The organism is Streptomyces sp. GbtcB6 (genome assembly GCF_019091475.1).
Classification (GTDB): domain Bacteria; phylum Actinomycetota; class Actinomycetes; order Streptomycetales; family Streptomycetaceae; genus Streptomyces; species Streptomyces hyaluromycini.
In genome coordinates this window covers 34,985-53,293 of sequence record NZ_JAGXJL010000056.1, presented here as the reverse complement: position 1 = coordinate 53,293, position 18,309 = coordinate 34,985, and the positions used below count along the sequence as shown (strand labels likewise).

19 protein-coding genes are annotated in these 18,309 nt (G+C 71.8%); 8 read left to right on the top strand and 11 right to left on the bottom strand.

Features of this window, described 5'->3' with window-relative positions:
• The 3 genes from KVT45_RS46295 to KVT45_RS46285 form a co-directional block, all read left to right on the top strand.
• Positions 1–558, top strand: a 558-nt coding sequence (locus tag KVT45_RS46295; protein WP_217556005.1) for an SDR family NAD(P)-dependent oxidoreductase, incomplete at its 5' end; no start/stop codon positions are given.
• Positions 559–810: 252 nt separating this feature from the next.
• Complete coding sequence (locus tag KVT45_RS46290) at positions 811–1,218, top strand: DUF6153 family protein (RefSeq protein WP_217556004.1); 408 nt, start codon at positions 811–813, stop codon at positions 1,216–1,218.
• Between the two features lie 83 nt (positions 1,219–1,301).
• Positions 1,302–1,922, top strand: a complete 621-nt coding sequence (locus KVT45_RS46285; protein ID WP_217556003.1) for a DUF305 domain-containing protein — start codon at positions 1,302–1,304, stop codon at positions 1,920–1,922.
• Positions 1,923–1,989: 67 nt separating this feature from the next.
• Here KVT45_RS46285 and rocD read toward each other — a convergent pair whose 3' ends face one another.
• The 3 genes from rocD to KVT45_RS46270 form a co-directional block, all read right to left on the bottom strand.
• Positions 1,990–3,210 carry an ornithine--oxo-acid transaminase gene (rocD, locus tag KVT45_RS46280; protein ID WP_217556002.1) on the bottom strand — a complete coding sequence of 407 codons (1,221 nt, stop codon included), beginning with the start codon at positions 3,208–3,210 and terminating at the stop codon, positions 1,990–1,992.
• 19 nt (positions 3,211–3,229) lie between these two features.
• Positions 3,230–4,039 (bottom strand): dimethylargininase, encoded by an 810-nt coding sequence (gene ddaH, locus KVT45_RS46275; protein ID WP_217555981.1) that lies wholly within the window; start codon positions 4,037–4,039, stop codon positions 3,230–3,232.
• A 145-nt stretch (positions 4,040–4,184) separates the two neighbouring features.
• Positions 4,185–4,670: an Lrp/AsnC family transcriptional regulator gene (locus KVT45_RS46270; RefSeq protein ID WP_089105436.1), complete on the bottom strand. Its 486-nt coding sequence runs from the start codon at positions 4,668–4,670 to the stop codon at positions 4,185–4,187.
• Between the two features lie 111 nt (positions 4,671–4,781).
• Here KVT45_RS46270 and KVT45_RS46265 point away from each other — a divergent pair, with 111 nt between their 5' ends.
• The 4 genes from KVT45_RS46265 to KVT45_RS46250 are packed head-to-tail and all read left to right on the top strand — an operon-like array spanning position 4,782 to position 8,826.
• A complete protein-coding gene (locus KVT45_RS46265) occupies positions 4,782–5,531 on the top strand; it encodes a LytTR family DNA-binding domain-containing protein (RefSeq protein WP_217555972.1) in 750 nt (249 codons plus the stop codon).
• 2 nt (positions 5,532–5,533) lie between these two features.
• The gene (locus KVT45_RS46260; protein ID WP_089105434.1) at positions 5,534–5,893 is read left to right on the top strand and encodes a hypothetical protein; all 360 of its coding nucleotides are present in this window, start codon (positions 5,534–5,536) and stop codon (positions 5,891–5,893) included.
• A gap of 42 nt (positions 5,894–5,935) precedes the next feature.
• Entirely contained in the window at positions 5,936–7,648 is a 1,713-nt protein-coding gene (locus tag KVT45_RS46255) for a cation acetate symporter (protein WP_217555957.1), read from the top strand.
• Positions 7,645–8,826, top strand: a complete 1,182-nt coding sequence (locus KVT45_RS46250; protein ID WP_217555955.1) for a sensor histidine kinase — start codon at positions 7,645–7,647, stop codon at positions 8,824–8,826. Before KVT45_RS46255 ends, KVT45_RS46250 begins: the two co-directional genes overlap by 4 nt.
• Positions 8,827–8,951: 125 nt before the next feature.
• Here KVT45_RS46250 and KVT45_RS46245 read toward each other — a convergent pair whose 3' ends face one another.
• The 7 genes from KVT45_RS46245 to KVT45_RS46215 form a co-directional block, all read right to left on the bottom strand.
• A complete protein-coding gene (locus tag KVT45_RS46245; protein ID WP_089105431.1) occupies positions 8,952–9,131 on the bottom strand; it encodes a hypothetical protein in 180 nt (59 codons plus the stop codon).
• Between the two features lie 13 nt (positions 9,132–9,144).
• Positions 9,145–10,962 (bottom strand): serine/threonine-protein kinase, encoded by a 1,818-nt coding sequence (locus KVT45_RS46240; RefSeq protein ID WP_217555953.1) that lies wholly within the window; start codon positions 10,960–10,962, stop codon positions 9,145–9,147.
• 22 nt (positions 10,963–10,984) lie between these two features.
• Positions 10,985–12,328 (bottom strand): DUF6777 domain-containing protein, encoded by a 1,344-nt coding sequence (locus KVT45_RS46235; RefSeq protein ID WP_308311073.1) that lies wholly within the window; start codon positions 12,326–12,328, stop codon positions 10,985–10,987.
• 92 nt (positions 12,329–12,420) lie between these two features.
• A complete protein-coding gene (locus KVT45_RS46230; protein WP_217555949.1) occupies positions 12,421–13,371 on the bottom strand; it encodes a cytochrome c oxidase assembly protein in 951 nt (316 codons plus the stop codon).
• Positions 13,372–13,550: 179 nt separating this feature from the next.
• Positions 13,551–14,576, bottom strand: coding sequence for a 6-phosphofructokinase (locus KVT45_RS46225; protein ID WP_217555947.1), 1,026 nt, complete (start codon positions 14,574–14,576; stop codon positions 13,551–13,553).
• A gap of 180 nt (positions 14,577–14,756) precedes the next feature.
• Positions 14,757–15,485 (bottom strand): type 1 glutamine amidotransferase, encoded by a 729-nt coding sequence (locus KVT45_RS46220; protein ID WP_089105427.1) that lies wholly within the window; start codon positions 15,483–15,485, stop codon positions 14,757–14,759.
• Positions 15,486–15,505: 20 nt separating this feature from the next.
• Positions 15,506–16,744, bottom strand: a complete 1,239-nt coding sequence (locus KVT45_RS46215) for a MurT ligase domain-containing protein (RefSeq protein ID WP_089105426.1) — start codon at positions 16,742–16,744, stop codon at positions 15,506–15,508.
• 150 nt (positions 16,745–16,894) lie between these two features.
• On the opposite strand from KVT45_RS46215, the gene def reads away from it, so the two are divergent.
• Positions 16,895–17,434: a peptide deformylase gene (gene def / locus KVT45_RS46210; protein ID WP_217555945.1), complete on the top strand. Its 540-nt coding sequence runs from the start codon at positions 16,895–16,897 to the stop codon at positions 17,432–17,434.
• A gap of 99 nt (positions 17,435–17,533) precedes the next feature.
• Here the strand turns inward: def and KVT45_RS46205 are convergent, their stop codons facing one another.
• Positions 17,534–18,178 carry a TetR family transcriptional regulator gene (locus KVT45_RS46205; RefSeq protein ID WP_217555943.1) on the bottom strand — a complete coding sequence of 215 codons (645 nt, stop codon included), beginning with the start codon at positions 18,176–18,178 and terminating at the stop codon, positions 17,534–17,536.
• Between the last annotated feature and the right edge of the window lie 131 nt (positions 18,179–18,309).

Below are 18,309 nucleotides of genomic sequence, written 5' to 3'. Positions count from 1 at the left end.
ATCGAGGAGACCTCCGAGGACCAGGCGCGTGCTCAGATGGAGACGAACTTCTTCGGCGCGCTGTGGGTCACGCAGGCCGTCCTGCCGATCCTGCGCGCTCAGGGCAGCGGCCACATCGTCCAGATCTCCTCGGTCGGCGGCATCGCCGCGTTCCCGACCATCGGCGTGTACAACGCGTCCAAGTGGGCGCTCGAGGCACTGAGCGAGTCGCTCTCGCACGAGCTCGCCATCGCCGGCACCGGCATCAAGGTCACGATCGTGGAGCCGGGCGGCTTCACCACCGACTGGGCCGGTTCGTCCGCCAAGCACGCCGAGCGGATCCCCGTGTACGACACGGTCCGTGAGGCCATCGCGGCTCAGATGGGTGACGCCAGCTACGCCGACCCGAGCGACGCGGGCGCCGCCCTGCTGCAGATCGTCGACGCGGAGAACCCGCCGCTGCGCGCCTTCTTCGGCACGGACGGCCTGGAGATCGCCAAGAACGTCTACGCCGACCGCCTGAAGACCTGGGACGACTGGGCACACGTCTCCCAGCGGGCGCAGGGCGTCAAGGAGTAACCCCCCTCGGGCCGGCTCGTGTTGCAGGCGGCGTCACCGGTCACCACCGCGTCTCTTCACCAAGGGCCCCTTCCCGGACCGGCACCGATGGTGTCGTCGGGTCCGTGCTCATGGCGGCGGCCGAGTGCGCCTGCCGTCGCCCGCGACCGGCGGGTCCACCACGGACATCGCCTTCGGCACCCGTGCGCGGAAACGACCGTCCGGGGTGTGCCCGTGCCGGCCGGCTCTCAGGGCATGCATAGGATGGCCCCGATGCGCCCCACCGAGCAGCCCACCCCGCGACCGCCGTACCGGCGTTGGCGCGCCCTGCTCGTGCTGGGGCTGCTGACCGGGCTGCTCGGCATGCACGCGCTGGCACCCGGCGGCGTCATGGGAATGCACGGCGGGCACGAGCGGGCCGTCTCCTCCACGGCGGTCACGGCCACCGCGTACGACGGCTGCTCCGGCGACGACGGCCACTGCGGCGACCACCACGCGCACCACGCCGACGCGACCTGCGCCTCCGGCGCGGTGAGCGGCGGACCGGCGCTGCCCGCGCTGGTCCCGGACCCGGTCCCCGTGCTCGCGACCGCCTGCCCGGTGCCCGCCGGCCCGGTCACGGCACCGGACGGCGCACGGGCACCCCCCGACCTGGCCGAACTCCAGCTCCTGCGGATCTAGAGGCACCCGAGCCGGCCGCGCGCGGACAGCGCGGCGGTCGTGCTCCCGCGTGCCCACTCACATCCATTCGCAGGAGATCCAGCATGACCACCACGCGTACCCGTGCCGTCCTCGTCGCGCTCACCGCGACCGCCGCCCTCGCCCTCACCGCGTGCGGCAGCGGCGACGACAGCACCGACACCGCCGGCACCGCACACGCGTCGCACTCGGCGGCGGCCGGCGCCACCGCCACCGCCGACGCGCACAACGCGCAGGACGTGTCCTTCGCGCAGAGCATGATCCCGCACCACCAGCAGGCCGTGGAGATGGCCGGGCTCGCCGCCGACCGTGCCTCCTCCGCCCAGGTGAAGGACCTCGCCGCCCGGATCGAGAAGGCCCAGGACCCGGAGATCCGGACCATGACCGGCTGGCTGAAGGCCTGGGGCGAGGACGTGCCCATGGCGGGCATGGACCACAGCGGCCACGCCGGCATGGCCGGGATGATGTCCGACAAGGACATGACCATGCTGAAGCAGGCCAAGGGGACGGACTTCGACACGATGTTCCTGACCATGATGGTCCAGCACCACCAGGGCGCCGTCGAGATGGCCGGCACCGAGAAGGCCAAGGGTGACTACGCCCCGGCCACGAGCATGGCCGCCGGCATCGTCACCGCCCAGAACGCCGAGATCAAGGAGATGAACAAGCTCCTCGGCAAGGGCTGATCACCGATCGGGGCGGGACGGCCGCGCTCACGGGCCCGGCCGCCCCGCCCCCCGGCTCCTCCCCGGTCTACGCCGCGAGCACCTTCTCCAACGACCCCAGCGCCGACCGCAGTTCCTCCGCCGTGACGGTCAGCGGCGGGGCCAGCCGGATCGTGGAGCCGTGGGTGTCCTTGGCCAGGACGCCCTCGCGCATCAGGCGTTCGCCGATCTCCCGCCCGGTGCCGATCGCCGGGTCCACGTCGACGCCCGCCCACAGTCCGCGCGAGCGGAAGCCGACCACACCCCTGCCGACCAGCTCCGTCAGGCCGTCCCGCAGGACCACGCCCAGCTCGGCGGCCCGGCGCTGGAAGTCGCCGCTCTCCAGCAGCTCGACCACCGCCGTGCCGACCGCCGCCGCGAGCGGGTTGCCGCCGAACGTCGAGCCGTGCTCGCCGGGGTGCAGCACCCCCAGCACCTCCCGCCGGGCCACCACCGCCGACACCGGCACGATCCCGCCGCCCAGCGCCTTGCCGAGCAGCACCACGTCCGGCACCACGTCCTCGTGGTCGACGGCGAGGGTGCGGCCGGTGCGGCCGAGGCCGGACTGGATCTCGTCCGCGACGAACAGGCAGCCCTTGCGCCGGGTCAGCTCGCGGACCCCGGTCAGATAGCCGTCGTCGGGGATGAGCACCCCGGCCTCGCCCTGGATCGGCTCGATCAGCACGGCCGCCGTGGTCTCGTCGACCGCCGCCTCCAGCGCGGCCAGGTCGTTGTACGGCACGATCCGGAAGCCCGGCGTGAACGGGCCGAAGCCCGCGCGGGCGGTCTCGTCCGTGGAGAAGCTGACGATCGTGGTCGTACGGCCGTGGAAGTTGTCCGCGGCGACCACGATCGTGGCCTGGTCGGCCGGGACGCCCTTCACGTCGTAGGCCCATTTGCGGGCCACCTTGATGCCGGACTCGACCGCCTCGGCGCCGGTGTTCATCGGCAGCACCATGTCCAGGCCGGTCAGCGCCGCGAGCCGTTCGGCGAATTCGGCGAGCCTGTCGTTGTGGAAGGCGCGCGAGGTGAGGGTGAGGCGGTCCAGCTGGCAGTGTGCGGCCTCGACCAGCGCCGGGTGGCGGTGGCCGAAGTTGAGGGCCGAGTAGCCGGCCAGCATGTCGAGGTAACGGCGGCCCTCGACGTCCTCCACCCAGCTGCCCTCGGCGCGGGCGACGACGACGGGCAGCGGGTGGTAGTTGTGCGCGAGGACCGGTCCCTCCGCCTCGATCAGCTCGGCGGAGGTGCGTGCGCGTGCGGGTGCGGTCATCAGGGGGATCTCCTGGTCCTCAGCGGATTTCCTGGGTGCAGCACTTGATGCCGCCGCCTGCCTTGTGGAACTCCGACAGGTCGACGGGGACGGGCTCGTAGCCCTGGTCGGCGAGCCGGGCGGCGAGCGCCTCGGCCTGCGGCGCGATGAAGACGTGGCGGCCGTCGGAGACCGAGTTCAGGCCCCATGCCATGGCGTCGTCCCGGGTGGCGAGCACCGCGTCCGGGAACAGTCGGCGCAGCACGTCCCGGCTGCCGGGGGAGAAGGCCTCCGGGAAGTACACGATGTTCTCGTCGTCCAGGACGAAGAGCGCCGTGTCCAGATGGTAGAAGTACGGGTCCACCAGGGTCAGGCTGATCACCGGGTGGCCGAAGAACTCCTGGGCCTCCCGGTGCGCCTCGCGGCTGGTGCGGAAGCCGGTGCCGGCGAGCAGGTACCGGCCCGTCCAGACCAGGTCCCCCTCGCCCTCGACCACCGAGCCCGGGCGGTGCACGTCAAAGCCCGCGGTCTTGAACCAGAGGTCGTAGTGGGTGGACTCGGGGCGCCGCTCGGGCGCATGGAAGAGCGAGCCGAAGACGCGGCCGCCGACGACGACCGCCGAGTTCGCGGCGAACACCATGTCGGGCAGGCCGGGCACCGGCTCCAGCCGGTCGACGCTGTGCCCGTGCGTGCGGTAGGCGCTGATCAGCGCGGTCCACTGCTCCTGGGCCAGGTCGACGTCGACCCTGGTGTCGGGGTTCATCCAGGGATTGATCGCGTACTGCACGCCGAAATGTCTGGGTTCGCAGACAAGGAAGCGCCTGAGGCGCGGCACACGGCTTTCGGACACAGAGGGGTTCCTCCGCTTTCCCGCGGTGTCGACTGAGGGTTGACACCAAGGTAGAAAGCGTCGGATACGGGCGACAAGAAATGAATGTTGCGCGTCTGCGCAGGAACGCTGCGTCTCCAGTCGTACAAACGCAGCATCGATGCGTTTACTCCGGTACGGGGTGCGTGGCACCGGCCTCCGGGCTCTCCGGAAGCAGATGCGACAGCACCATCACACTGATCGTCTTCCGGATGAACGGCTCCACGCGGATCCGCTCCAGCACCTCCTCGAAGTGGCCCACGTCCCGGGCCCGCACATGCAGCAGCGCGTCCGCGCCACCGGTCACCGTCATGGCCGCGGTGATCTCCGGATGGTTGCGGACCACCTCCGCGAGCCGCCGGGGCGGGGCCGCGCCCTCGCAGTACACCTCGACGTACGCCTCCGTGCGCCAGCCGAGGGCCGACGGGGTGACGGTGGCCGTGAACCCGGTGATCACACCGGTCTCGCGCAGCCGGTCGACCCGCCGCTTCACGGCCGTCGCGGAGAGCCCGACGGCCGCGCCGATCTCGGCGAAACTGGTCCGCGCGTTCGCCATCAACGCAGTGGTGATCTTCCGGTCGAGATCGTCGAAGGAGGCGGTGCCGCTGTTCATGCCCGCACTGTAACCACGGCCGAAGAGACTTCGGGAACACCACTTCGTCCGGCGCGAACGTCCACGTCCGGTACATGTCCAGCGCCGCGTTCCGCCGCCTACACTCCGTTCATGCTGCGCGCCCTCGCCGTCGACGACGAACGCCCTTCGCTGGAGGAGCTGCTCTATCTGCTGCACGCCGATCCGCGCATCGGAAGCGTCGAGGGCGCCGGGGACGCCACCGAGGCGCTGCGCCGCATCACCCGCGCCCTGGAGTCCGGGCCCCAGGGCCCCGAGGCCATCGACGTCGTCTTCCTCGACGTCCAGATGCCCGGCCTGGACGGCCTGGACCTGGCCCGGCTGCTCACCGGCTTCGCCCGGCCGCCGCTGGTCGTCTTCGTCACCGCCCACGAGGACTTCGCGGTAAGGGCCTTCGATCTCAAAGCAGTTGACTACGTCCTGAAGCCGGTACGCAAGGAACGCCTGGCGGAGGCGGTACGCCGGGCCGCCGAACTGCGCGGCAACGCACCCCGGATACCCGTGCACGAACCCGACCCCGACCACATACCCGTCGAACTCGGCGGCGTCACACGGTTCGTGACGGTGAACGACATCACACACGTCGAGGCCCAGGGCGACTACGCCCGCCTGCACACCGACCGCGGCAGCCACCTGGTCCGCATCCCGCTCTCCACCCTGGAGGACCGCTGGCGCTCCCGCGGCTTCGTCCGCATCCACCGCCGTCACCTGGTCGCCCTCCGCCACATCGGCGAACTCCGCCTGGACGCGGGCACGGTGAGCGTCCTGGTCGGCGCGGAGGAGCTCCAGGTCAGCCGGCGCCACGCCCGCGAGCTGCGGGACCTGCTGATGAGGAGGGCCTGACGGTGGCCGCGGACCCCGCCGAGCGCCGGGTGACCGTCACCGGTCCGCCGCGCCGCAGCCGCCGTACCTCCGGCTACTACCGGCCGCGCACCGAGATCGACGAGCAGACCACCCTCGGCCACACCTACGTCCGCTCCCTCATGCGCAGCCAACTGCGCGTCGCCCTCGTCGTGTTCGCCGTCCTGGTGCTGCTCGTCGGCCCGCTCCCGCTGGTCTTCGCCGCCGCCCCCCAGGCGCGCCGCCTGGAGTGGCTGGTGCTCGGCTTCTGCCTGTACGCCCCGCTGATCCTGCTCGCCCGCTGGTACGTGCGCCGCGCCGAACGCAACGAGGAGGACTTCGTCCGCCTCGTCGAGGACCGATGAACTCCAGCCCCGACGACGCGGGATGAACTCCGACGAGGCCAGATGAACTCCAGTTACGCAGTCCCGGCCGTCGCCCTCGTGGTCGTCGCGACCGTCCTCGTCGGCGCCTTCGGCCTGCGCATCTCCCGGACCACCTCCGACTTCTACGTCGCCTCCCGCACCGTCGGCCCCCGCCTCAACGCGGCCGCGATCAGCGGCGAGTACCTCTCCGCCGCCTCCTTCCTGGGCATCGCGGGACTGGTCCTCGTCCAGGGCCCCGACATGCTCTGGTACCCGGTCGGCTACACCGCCGGCTACCTCGTGCTCCTGCTCTTCGTCGCCGCCCCGCTGCGCCGCTCCGGCGCCTACACCCTCCCCGACTTCGCCGAGGCCAGGCTCGCCTCGCAGCCGGTACGGCGGCTGGCCGGGGTGTTCGTCGTCGGCGTCGGCTGGCTCTACCTGCTGCCCCAACTCCAGGGCGCCGGGCTGACGCTGGCGGTCCTCACCGGCGCCCCCGACGCGCTCGGCGGGCTCATCGTCGCCGTGGTCGTGGTGGCCACCGTGGCCGCCGGCGGCATGCGCAGCATCACCTTCGTGCAGGCCTTCCAGTACTGGCTGAAGCTCACCGCCCTGCTCGTCCCCGCCCTCTTCCTCGTCCTCGCCTGGCAGCGCGCCGGCGCCCCCGTGCACGCCTTCGACGAACCGGCCACCTTCCGTACCCAGCGCGTCGTGGACGTCCAGGACACCCTCTCCCTCCGGCTCGACGGCCCGCTCACGGTCACCGTCACCGGCACCGTCGACGGCCACCCGCACGAGGACACCAGGGTCACCCTCCCCGAGGGCACCCACCGCATCACCGCCGGCACCCGCCTGACCTTCGCCAAGGGCACCCGCGTCCCCGCCACCGACCGGGGCACCAACGGCGGCATGTCCACCTCGCTCGCCGAGAGCCGCGAGGAACGCCCGCTGTACGCCACGTACGGGCTGATCCTCGCCACCTTCCTCGGCACCATGGGCCTGCCGCACGTCGTCGTCCGCTTCTACACCAGCCCGCACGGCGTCGCCGCCCGCCGCACCACGGTCGCCGTCCTTGCCCTGATCGGCCTCTTCTACCTCCTGCCGCCCGTCTACGGCGCCCTCGGCCGCCTCTACACCCCCGAACTCACCCTCACCGGCGAGACGGACGCCGCCGTCCTGCTGCTGCCCGACCGGGTCGTCGGCGGTCTCGGCGGCGACCTGCTCGGCGCGCTGGTGGCGGGCGGCGCCTTCGCCGCGTTCCTCTCCACCGCCTCCGGCCTCACCATGGCGGTCGCCGGCGTCCTCACCCAGGACGTCCTCCCGGCGCGCGGGGTACGGCACTTCAGACTCGGGACGGTCCTCGCCATGGCCGTACCGCTCGCCGCGAGCGTGCTGGTGGGCGGCCTGCCGGTCGCCGACGCCGTCGGGCTCGCCTTCGCCGTGTCCGCCTCCTCCTTCTGCCCGTTGCTGGTCCTCGGCATCTGGTGGCGGCGGCTGACCCCGCCCGGCGCGGCCGCCGGGATGCTGGCCGGGGGCGGCTCGGCGTTCTGCGCGGTGGCCGCGACGATGGCCGACCTGCCCGGCACCGGTGACCTGCACGCCCTGCTCGCCTGGCCCGCGCTCTGGTCGGTGCCGCTGGGCTTCCTCACCATGATCCTGGTGTCCCTGGCGACCCCCGGCCGGGTACCGCCCGGAACGGCCGCGATCCTGGCCCGCTTCCACCTGCCCGAAGAGCTGCGCGCGGAGGTGAAGGCGTGACCGGGTTCCTGGCCGGCCTCTGCGTGGCCGTACTCCCGCTCCTCGCCGCCGGCTTCTGGCTCGGCCGCCGCACCGCACGCCCCGAGAGCCTCGGCGGCCTCGGCACCCCGGTCGAGCACGCCACCTTCGAGACCCTGCACACCGCCTCCCTCGCCGCACCCCCGCTGCGCGCGGGCCTGACCGAGGAGACCGCCCGCCGCTCGGCCCGCCGGCTGCGCACGCTGCTCGGCACCGACGCCCTCTGCCTCACCGACCACAAGAACCTGCTGGTCTGGGACGGCGTCGGCGACCACCACCGCACCGAGATCATGGAACGGCTCGCCGGGCCGCTGGAGTCCGGCCGCGGCGAGGCCTTCCGGCTGCACTGCGAGACCCCCGACTGCCCGGTCCGCTGGGCCGTGATCACCCCGCTCACCGTCGACGACCGCGTCCACGGCACCCTGGTCGCCTGCGCCCCGCGCGAGTCCGCCGTCCTGGTCCGGGCGGCCGGCGAGGTCGCCCGCTGGGTCAGCGTCCAGCTGGAGCTGGCCGACCTGGACCGCTCCCGGACCCGCCTCATCGAGGCCGAGATCCGCGCCCTGCGCGCCCAGATCTCCCCGCACTTCATCTTCAACTCGCTCGCCGTGATCGCCTCGTTCGTCCGCACCGACCCCGAGCGCGCCCGCGAACTGCTGCTGGAGTTCGCCGACTTCACCCGCTACTCGTTCCGCAGGCACGGCGACTTCACCACCCTCGCCGACGAACTCCACGCCATCGACCACTACTTGGCGCTGGTCCGGGCCCGCTTCGGCGACCGCCTCACGGTCACCCTGCAGATCGCCCCCGAGGTACTGCCGGTCACCCTGCCCTTCCTCTGCCTCCAGCCCCTGGTCGAGAACGCCGTGAAACACGGCCTTGAGGGCAAGACCGGCACCTGTCACATCCAGATCACCGCCCAGGACGAGGGCGCAGAGGCCCTGGTCGTCATCGAGGACGACGGCGCCGGCATGGACCCGGTCCTGCTGCGCCGCATCCTCGCCGGCGAGACCAGCCCCAGCGGCGGCATCGGCCTGTCCAACGTCGACGACCGGCTCCGCCAGGTCTACGGCGACGACCACGGCCTCGTCATCGAGACCGCCCCCGGCGCGGGCATGAAGATCACTGCCAGGCTGCCCAAGTACCAGCCCGGCGTGCACTAGGCGCTCCGCGATGCGCCGTCAGTCGTCCGCGGCGCCGTTGTGGCTGGTCGCGCCCACGCGGCGGTAGCCGCACATTCAATACAGCCCCGCGCCCCTTCGGGGGCGCTGCAGGCGAGGGCGCTGTGTCAGTTGCTCTGGGTGGCCACCATCGCCAGGGTCAGCAGCCCCAGGACCACCCACCCGAACCAGAGCCAGCCGTTGCTGCCGAGCGCCACCGTGTAGGCCGTCACCACCACCAGCCCCCCGACGGTGAGAACCCCCATCGCCTTGGTGGCACCGTTCGAGCCGTTCGCAGAACCGGGCATCGCGACACCCTCCTCATGGTCCGTGTCCCTCCATGGTGCCCCCGTTCTGCTTCCTGACGGTGCACACGACGAAATGAGCGCCGGTCTTCCACATCAGGTCACCGACCAAGGAGGCCGCCCGATAGACGGAGGGATCGAATCCGTAGTCCCCGGGCGGCACGTCCCGCGCACAGGCCTCGTCCTGCTGCTTCGCCGCCTGCGCGAGCGTCAGGCCGGCCCCCAGCCGCGTGAACCCGAGCACCTCCTGGTCGTGCGGCCCCGAGCACGCGACGAGCAGGGCGGTCCGGGCGGGCGGCACCCGCAGACAGTCCCGCTTCTGCATGGTGCCCACGTCCGTGAACGCTGCCCCCTCCTTGCGGAACCCGTCCAACGGCCCGTACAGCGGTCCGTGCGCCCCCAGCACCAGACACGCGACCCGCCCCCCGGCCGCCTCGAACCCCGCCTCGCCCGGTACGACGGCGACGGCCCGCACGTCCGCGAGCTTCCCGCGCAGCACCCTGGTGCGCTCCTCGCACCCGGCGGGCCCCTGTGCACGCGCCTCGGCAGCCGACGCCACCGGCACGAACGTCATCACCTGACCGTCCGGCGCCCGGTCCGCACAGGTCGGGTCGAGAGTGAGCGTCGGGGTCCCGGCGAAGCGCGTCCCGCTGCCCCACTCGGCGACGACACAGTCACCCGCCTTGAGGGGGCGCGCGAGCCCCACCGTGCCGCCGTAGGGCTCGGCCGTGGAGTCGGTGCCCTGATGCGCGACGGCCCACCAGACCCCGGCCAGAGCGAGCACCAGGCCCAGGGCGGCGGCGAGGGCGGCCCGCAGCGCCCGGGGGAGCGGCCGTCGCCGGTGGCCGGGAGGAGGCGCGGACGGCCGGTCCCGGCCCGGGCCGCCCGAGACGACGTCAGGCGCTTCGGGGGAGGCGCCCCAGTGCGGCACGGAACCGGGAGCGGTCCGGGTACGGTCGTACGCCTCCGCCCTGGACGACACGATCAGCGACAGTGCGGCCTCAACCTCCGCCGCCGGTGTCCGCCGCGCCGGATCCTTGGCGAGCATCGCCGCCAGCACGGAGGCCAGTGCACCCGCCCGCACCGGCGGATCCGGCTCCTCGGTCACCACGGCGGTGATCTCCGCCAGCTGCGAGCCCCGCTCGAACGGCCCCCGCCCCTCCACCGCGAAATACAGCGTGCACCCCAGTGAGAACAGATCGGCGGTCGGTGTCGGCGGTCCGCCCGTGGCCCGCTCCGGCGCCAGATACCCCGCCGTCCCGACCAGCGCCGACGGCAGCGTGTACCGGGTCCGCCCGGCGTCGGGCTGCACCGAGATGCCGTAGTCCGTCAGCAGCACCCGGGCGTACGGCGTGCCCGCGCGGTCCGGGGCGAGCAGGATGTTCGCCGGCTTCACGTCCCGGTGCAGCACGCCCCGCTCGTGCCCGGCGGTCAGGGCGTCGAGGACGCCGAGGCCGATCCGGGCACACTCGGCCGGCGACACCGGCCCGTGCCGCGCCACCAGCTCCTGGAGATCGATCGCGCCCGGCACGTACTCCATGACGATCCACGGCAGGCCCTCGTGCTCCAGCACGTCGTGCACGGTCACCACATGCGGATGCCCGCGCAGCCCGGCCGCGTTCCGCGCCTCCGTCCGGGCCCGCGCGATCCGGGCCGTGCGGTCCCGCTCGTCCGCGTCCCGCAGCACGATCTCCTTGAGCGCGACCTCGCACTCCAGCCTCATGTCGTGGGCGAGCCAGACATGCCCCATGCCGCCGCTGCCCAGCCGGTTCAGCAGCACATACCGGCCGGCGACGACCCGGCCCCCTCCCGACGTCGGTGTTCCTCGGTACATCCGGTCACTCCCGGGTCAGGTGTCACGCCGTCCCCGTGCCGGCCCCGTCGTCCGGCACGGGGACATCACTCGTGGGCCCGCCGCCGGCGGTCTGGGTGACGGGCGGCGGCTCCGAGGGCGCCGGACTCGACGAGGGTGCCGCGGCGGCGCCGGAGGGTGTGACGGGGTCCGTGGCGGGCTCCGACGACGTGTCCGACGAGACGGACGAAGGCGACATGAAGGACGAGGACGAGGACGATGACGTCGGCGCGGATGACGACGACGGCGACGGCGATACGACCGGGGAGGAGTCCCCCGACGGCGAGGAGGAAGCCGACGACGAGGGCGACGACGAGGACGAGCCCGAGTCCCCGCCGACTGATCCGGAGGACGCCGAGGACGAGACCGAGGGTCCGTCCGGGCCCTCGCCGCCCCCGGACCCGGAGGGCGACCCTCCGCCGTCCGCACCGCCACCGCTGCCCTCGGCCACGCGCAGCGTCACGTACTCCCCGAACGCCAGCCGTGTGCCCGCCACCGGATCCGAGCCCAGCACCCGGGCGTCGTCGGGCGGCAGCTCCGGACCGTCGGACGCGGCCGCCAGCCCCGCGTCCGCGAGCAGCCGGCTCGCCTCCCCGAAGGAGGTCCCGGCGACCTCGGGCACCGCGTGCCGGTCACCGGTGCGGAACACGGTGTCCCGCGCGCCCTCCGTCCCCATCGGCCGCTCGATGCCCCGCGCGGGGTCGGTGACATCCACGAGCGCGAGTTGCTCCAGGGGCCGTGCGGTGGGCCGTACGGTCGTCACCTCGTCGCGGTCGTAGCCGGTCCACTTCTTGTTGCCATGGCGGAACTCGACCTTGACATGCCCCGGGTCGTCCTTGAACGGCAGGAGCGGATTTCCGCACGAGCATTTCACGGTGGGCTGTCCCCGCCTGTCGACGAGCACGGCTATTCCGGCCTGGAGCAGGGAATTGAAGGGGGTGGCGGTACCGTCCTTGTAGTCGTGGTTCTCCACGAGAGTGTCGTGACGCAGGAGAACAGGGGTGAGGCGGTCGAGATAACCCGGAATCTGTGCGGTGGTGATGTGGAGGACACCGGCCCATGCCTGTGCCTTGCGGTGATTCGCGGGATCGGTGAGGAATTCCTTGAGTTTCTCGACGTCACAGATCGTCGGCTCCCGGGTGCCGCCGTAAAGCCCGGGCGAGTCACCCTGCTGGATATGCCCGCGCACCGGCAGCGAACGGACCTGGACGTCGTGCCCGACTCCCTGGTGCTCGTCGACGAACGGGTTCAGCGTGGAAACACCGGCGGCCACCGCTTCGACCGCGGACCGGGGCGAAGCCCGCCCGCATCCGCCGAGTACCAGGAGCGGAACCAGAACCACGAGCACGCACGCCCTGTGCAGAAAAGCGCGAAGTGTCATCACCGCTCCCCCCGGCGGTTTTGGCCTGTCGCGCTTTATGCTACTGAATGAGAGGCCTTTCAGCCCTTGCGTGCGTGCAGTGAGGCCAAATAGGCGTTGTACGCCTCGAGTTCCTTGTCACCGTCACGGTCGGCGGCCCGGTCCTGGCGTCGGGCCTGGCGCTGTTCGGATCCGTACCACTGGAACAGCAGGGCGATCAGGACCAGTACGGACGGGACCTCGCTGAATGCCCAGGCGATTCCGCCGGCGGCGCTCTGGTCGGAGAGCGCGTCGATGCCGAGCGAGGCGGGCGGATTCTTGAACGTCTCGACCATCGGCTCCGACGCCATCATCAACGCGATACCGAAGAACGCGTGGAACGGCATGCCCGCGAACAACTCCAGCATGCGCATGAGGTACCCCGGCCGGTGCGGTCCCGGGTCGACGCCGATGATCGGCCAGAAGAAGACGATGCCGACGGCGAAGAAGTGCACCATCATCCCGATGTGCCCGGCCTTCGAGCTCATCAGGAAGTCGAACAGCGGGGTGAAGTAGAGCGCGTACAGGCTCGCGATGAACAGCGGGATGGTGAAGGCGGGATGGGTGACGATCCGCATGTACCGGCTGTGCAGCAGGGCCAGCAGCAGCTCACGCGGCCCCTTCCGGCCCCTCCCGGCGACGGGCAGCGCGCGCAGCGCCAGGGTCACCGGGGCACCCAGCAGGACCAGGATGGGCGAGAGCATGCTGATGATCATGTGCTGCACCATGTGCACGCTGAACATGACCATCCCGTAGTCGTTCAGCCTGGTGCACATCACGAGCATGACGGTCAGCACCCCGACGACGAACGACACGCTCCGGCCCACGGACCAGGCGTCCCCGCGCCGCCGCAGCCGCACCACACCCCACCCGTACAGCGCGAGCCCCGCGAGACAGGCGACGAGGAAAAAGGGATCCGCCGACCACTCCAGTCCGCGCCCCAGCGTGAACGGCGGCAGATCCATGGTCATGCCGTGCCCGCTGTGATCCATCCGGCGGCTCCTGATTCGTGGGGGGTTGTACGTTTACAGCCGACCCCAGAGTAGAACCGCCCCCGGGCGCCTTTGCGACCGGGGGCAGAACAGCCAACTCAGGGGCGCGGGGAACTGCGCGAGCAACCACACACAACCCGCACCCGGCAACGAATCCGGACCTCCTACGGCGAGGCCCCTTAAAGCACGGTCTCCGCCTCGTCGTACCGCTCCGCAGGAACCGTCTTCAACGTCTCCACCGCCTCGGCCAGCGGCACCATCACGACGTCGGTCCCCCGCAGCGCGGTCATGTGACCGAACTCCCCCCGGTGCACGGCCTCCACCGCATGCCACCCGAACCGCGTCGCGAGGACGCGGTCGTACGCGGTCGGCGTGCCACCCCGCTGCACGTGCCCGAGGATGACCGGCCGTGCCTCCTTGCCGAGCCGCTGCTCCAGTTCGATGGAGAGCTGCCGGGCGATCCCGGCGAACCGCTCATGGCCGTAGATGTCCTTGCCGCCCTCGTCGAAGGCCATCGTGCCCGCCTTCGGCTTGGCCCCCTCCGCCGCGACGACGATCGCGAACCGCTTGCCCGCCTCGAACCGCTCGCCGACCCGGCGGGCCAACTCCTCGATGTCGAAGGGCCGTTCCGGTACGACGATGGCGTGGGCGCCGGCCGCCATGCCGGAGTGCAGGGCGATCCAGCCGGTGTGCCGGCCCATGACCTCGACGACGAGCACCCGCTGGTGGGACTCGGCGGTGGTCTTCAGCCGGTCGAGCGCCTCGGTGGCGACCCCCACGGCCGTGTCGAAGCCGAAGGTCACGTCGGTGACGGCGATGTCGTTGTCGATGGTCTTCGGCACGCCCACGATCGGGAGCCCGGCGTCGGACATCAGCCGGGCCGCCTTCAGGGTGCCCTCACCGCCGATCGGGATGATCGCGTCGAGCCCGAGCTCGGCGACATGGCCCCTGGCCCGCTCCACGCCGTCCCGCAGATGGGAGGGCTGGACCCGGGACGATCCGAGGATGGTGCCGCCGCGGGCCAGGATGCCGGCCACGGCGTCGAGGTCGAGCTTGAGGTAGTCGCACTCCAGAAGGCCCTTCCAGCCGTCCCGGAAGCCGATGACCTCGTCGCCGTGGTCGGCGACGGCACGGTGCACGACGGACCGGATGACGGCGTTCAGGCCGGGGCAGTCGCCGCCGGACGTGAGGACACCAATGCGCATAGCCCGAAACAACCTTCTCCACGTGGGCCGGAGACCGGACCACGCTGTCCGGCTGTCATCGCCGTCACCCTACCCGCGCGAGGGGGTCATTCCGCACCGGGCGTCCGCCTGCTGGACGTGCCCGCACATGTGAGCGGACACCCTGTCAGGCGGGCCCCGGAACCGGCCGTCCCAGAAGGGTTACGCGGGCTGCTGGGCGGCCGCGATGCGCTCGTTGCGGAGCGCCTCGTACCAGCGGTCGTCGATCGGCGGCAGCGCGTTCACGTCGAGCGCCAGCTTCAGCAGCAGGTCCGCGATGAGCGGGTTGCGGGCGAGCACCGGCCCGTGCATGTACGTGCCGAAGACGGTGTCGTTGTACGCGCCCTCCGTGCCGTCCCCGGTGCCGTTGCCCTTGCCCAGCTGGACCCGGGCGAGGGGGCGGGCGGTGGGGCCGAGCTGGGTGACGCCCTGGTGGTTCTCGAACCCGGTGAGCGGGGGCAGCCCGAGGCGCGGGTCGATGTCGGCGAGGACGTCACCGACACACCGCTCGCCGGTGCCGCGCACGGTCGTCACGTCGAGCAGACCGAGGCCCGGCTCCCGCTGCCCGAGGTCGTTGATGAACTCGTGCCCGAGGATCTGGTAGCCGGCGCACACGGAGAACACGATCGCGCCGTTCTCCACCGCCCGGTACAGGTGCCCGTCACGGCGCAGCCGCTCGGCGGCGAGCCGCTGCGGACGGTCCTCACCGCCGCCGATCAGGTAGATGTCGCCGGAGGTCGGGATCGGCTGGTCGCTGCGCACGTCGAGCCGGGCCACGTCGAGACCGCGCTGCCGGGCCCGCCGCTCCACGACGAGCGCGTTGCCCTGGTCGCCGTAGGTGCTGAGCAGGTCGGGGTAGATCCACACCAGCCGCAGTTGGTTGTCTGTCATGAAGTGATCGTCCTTCGTGGTCAGTTGCCGACGCGGCGGCGCAGGTCCTGGAACGCGGTGTAGTTCGCGATGACCTCGATCCGGCCCGGCGGGCACATCTGCACGGCCTGGTCGAGCGAGTCGCAGACCTGGAAGTGCTGGTTCGCCACCTCCAGCCGCACCGCGAGGTCCAGCTTGCGGTCGCCGAGGACGAAGATCGGGTGGCCGGTCAGGCGCGTGTAGTCCACGTCCCACAGCCAGGAGGTGTCGGTGCCGTCGGCGCCGCGCGCGTTCACGGAGAGGATGACCGGCGCCGGCGGCGGGTCGATCAGCGAGAACGTCTCCAGCCAGCCGGCCGGGTTCTTGGCCAGCAGCAGGCGCAGGTCGCGGCCCTGGAACTGCACGACGTCGTAGCGTCCCGCGACGGCCTGCACCTGGTACATCCGCTCCAGGGCGACCTGCGGCGGCACCCCGAAGACGGCGGCGACGGCGGCCGAGGAGGCGGCGTTCGCCTTGTTGGCGCGCCCCGGCAGCTGCAGGTGGATCGGCCAGGCGGACCCGTGCGGGTCGAGGACGTGGTCGCCGGAGAGCACCCAGCTCGGCGTCGGCCGCCGGAACCCGCACTCACCGCAGAACCAGTCGTCGCCGGGGCGCTGCATCACGCCGCCGCAGGACGGGCATGACCAGGCGTCGTCCTTCCACATCTGCCCCGCGGCGACCCAGATCACGTTGGGGGAGGAGGACGCGGCCCACACCACCAGCGGGTCGTCGCAGTTCGCCACGATGACGGCCTTGGTGCCGGCCAGGCCCTCCCGCCAGTTCTCGGCGAGCATCCGGGTCTCGGCGGCCCGGTCGAGCTGGTCGCGGGAGAGGTTGAGCAGCGCGATGCACTTGGGGTCGGTGTCCCGGGCCACCCCGGCGAGGTACTTCTCGTCGACCTCGATGACACCGAACTTGGACTCCGAGCCACCCGCCAGCGCCGACGTGATGCCGGCCGGCATGTTGGCGCCGAGCGCGTTGGACACGACCGGCCCGGCGGCCTTCAGCGCCTCGGCGATGAGGCGGGTCGTCGTCGTCTTGCCGTTCGTCGCCGAGACGAGGGTGACGTCCAGGTTCTGGGCGAGCCGGGCGAGAAGGTCGGGGTCGAGTTTGAGCGCGACCCGGCCACCGATCACGGATCCGCTGCCGCGCCCCGCGGCACGGGACGCCGCCGCGACCGCCTTGCCCGCGGTCACGGCCAGCTTGGCCCGCGGCGTGAGCGGGTCCGAGTTGCCTGCCATCAGTTCTCGATCCTCCTTGCGTACGCGCCGCGCCTGAGCCATCCGGCAACGTGGTGTGAGGTCAGCCTATCGAGATCCATTCGCACACCCGAATTCCGGCCCGTGCCTGCGCGGCGAGCAGGGGCCGATCCGAACCGTACCCTTGCGGCCATGCGACACGGTTCCATTCCGGGCGCCCATGGGCGGGTCCGGCCTCTCACCCTGCTCGGCGACCCCGTTCTGCACGCCCGTTGCGCGGAGGTCACCGACTTCGGCCCCGAACTCTCCCGGCTGGTGGATGACTTGTTCGCCACGATGTACGCGGCGGAGGGCGTGGGCCTGGCGGCGAACCAGGTGGGGGAGCCGCTGCGGGTGTTCGTCTTCGACTGCCCCGACGACGAGGACGTCCGCCACCTGGGCCATGTGGTCAACCCGCGCCTGGTGGCGGCGGACGGCGTGACCCTCCGCGGCCCCGAGGGCTGCCTGTCCCTGCCGGGCCTGGAGGCGGGCACGGAGCGGTACGACCACACGGTGGTCGAGGGCTTCACGGCGACGGGGGAGCCGATCACGATCCACGGCACGGGCTTCTTCGCGAGGTGCCTCCAGCACGAGACCGACCACCTGGAGGGCCGGGTGTACGCCGACCACGTCACGGGCTGGCGCAAGCGCAAGCTGATGCGACAGGTGGCGAAGTCTTCCTGGCACCCGTGAGCGGACGCGCCCCGAAGGGGCGCGGGGCTGTGTCTGATTTGCGGCTGCCGCCGCGCGGGCGCGACCAGCCCCCACCGGCGGTGAGCCGAAATTCAACCCTCAGAACCCCGGCCCTCCCACCTTGTCCCCCGCAGCCGCCAGCCGCCCCCACAGAAGATCGGCCAAACTCTTCACCAGTTCCGCACGAGTACAGGGCCGTTCCCCCAGCCACCAGTCCCCTGCGGCATGCATCATCCCGACGATCCCGTGCCCCCACACTCGCGCCAGCTGCTGACTCCCGGGCCCGAGATCCAGCCGCTCCTCGATGACCTGCGCCAGCTCCTCACCCATCCGCCGCAACAGCGGAGCCGAGTGCTTGCCGACATCGAACCCCTGGTCAGTCCCGCTGCTGCCCTCTGCGGGATGCATCAGGAACCGGTACACCTGAGGCCGCGCCTCGATCGCCGCGAGGTAGGTGTCCAAGGTCGCCTCGACGCGCTCACGGCGCTCCGCGGGAGCGTCCAGCGCGGCCCGGAGCGAGTTCAGCAACGCGTCCGTGTGCCGCGTGGCCAGGGCCGCGTACAGCCCGCCCTTGTCGCCGAAGTGGCGGTAGAGGATCGGCTTGGTGATGCCGGCCTCCGCCGCGATGGCGTTCATGGAGGCCTGCGGGCCGTCGCGCAGCACCACCCGGTCGGCGGCCTCCAACAGCTCGCGCCGTCGGCGGTCGGCGGACCGCTGCTGTTCGGTCCGCTGTGTGGTGTCCATGTGCTCTCCCCACCCCGTGCTGTTTCGGTGACGCCTGCGCAAACTAACACCTGACGGCCATCCGCTCTCGAACTGGCTGCCGAGGTGACCTTGGGAGTTGACTTTTCCTACCGACGAGTAACAGACTCGGG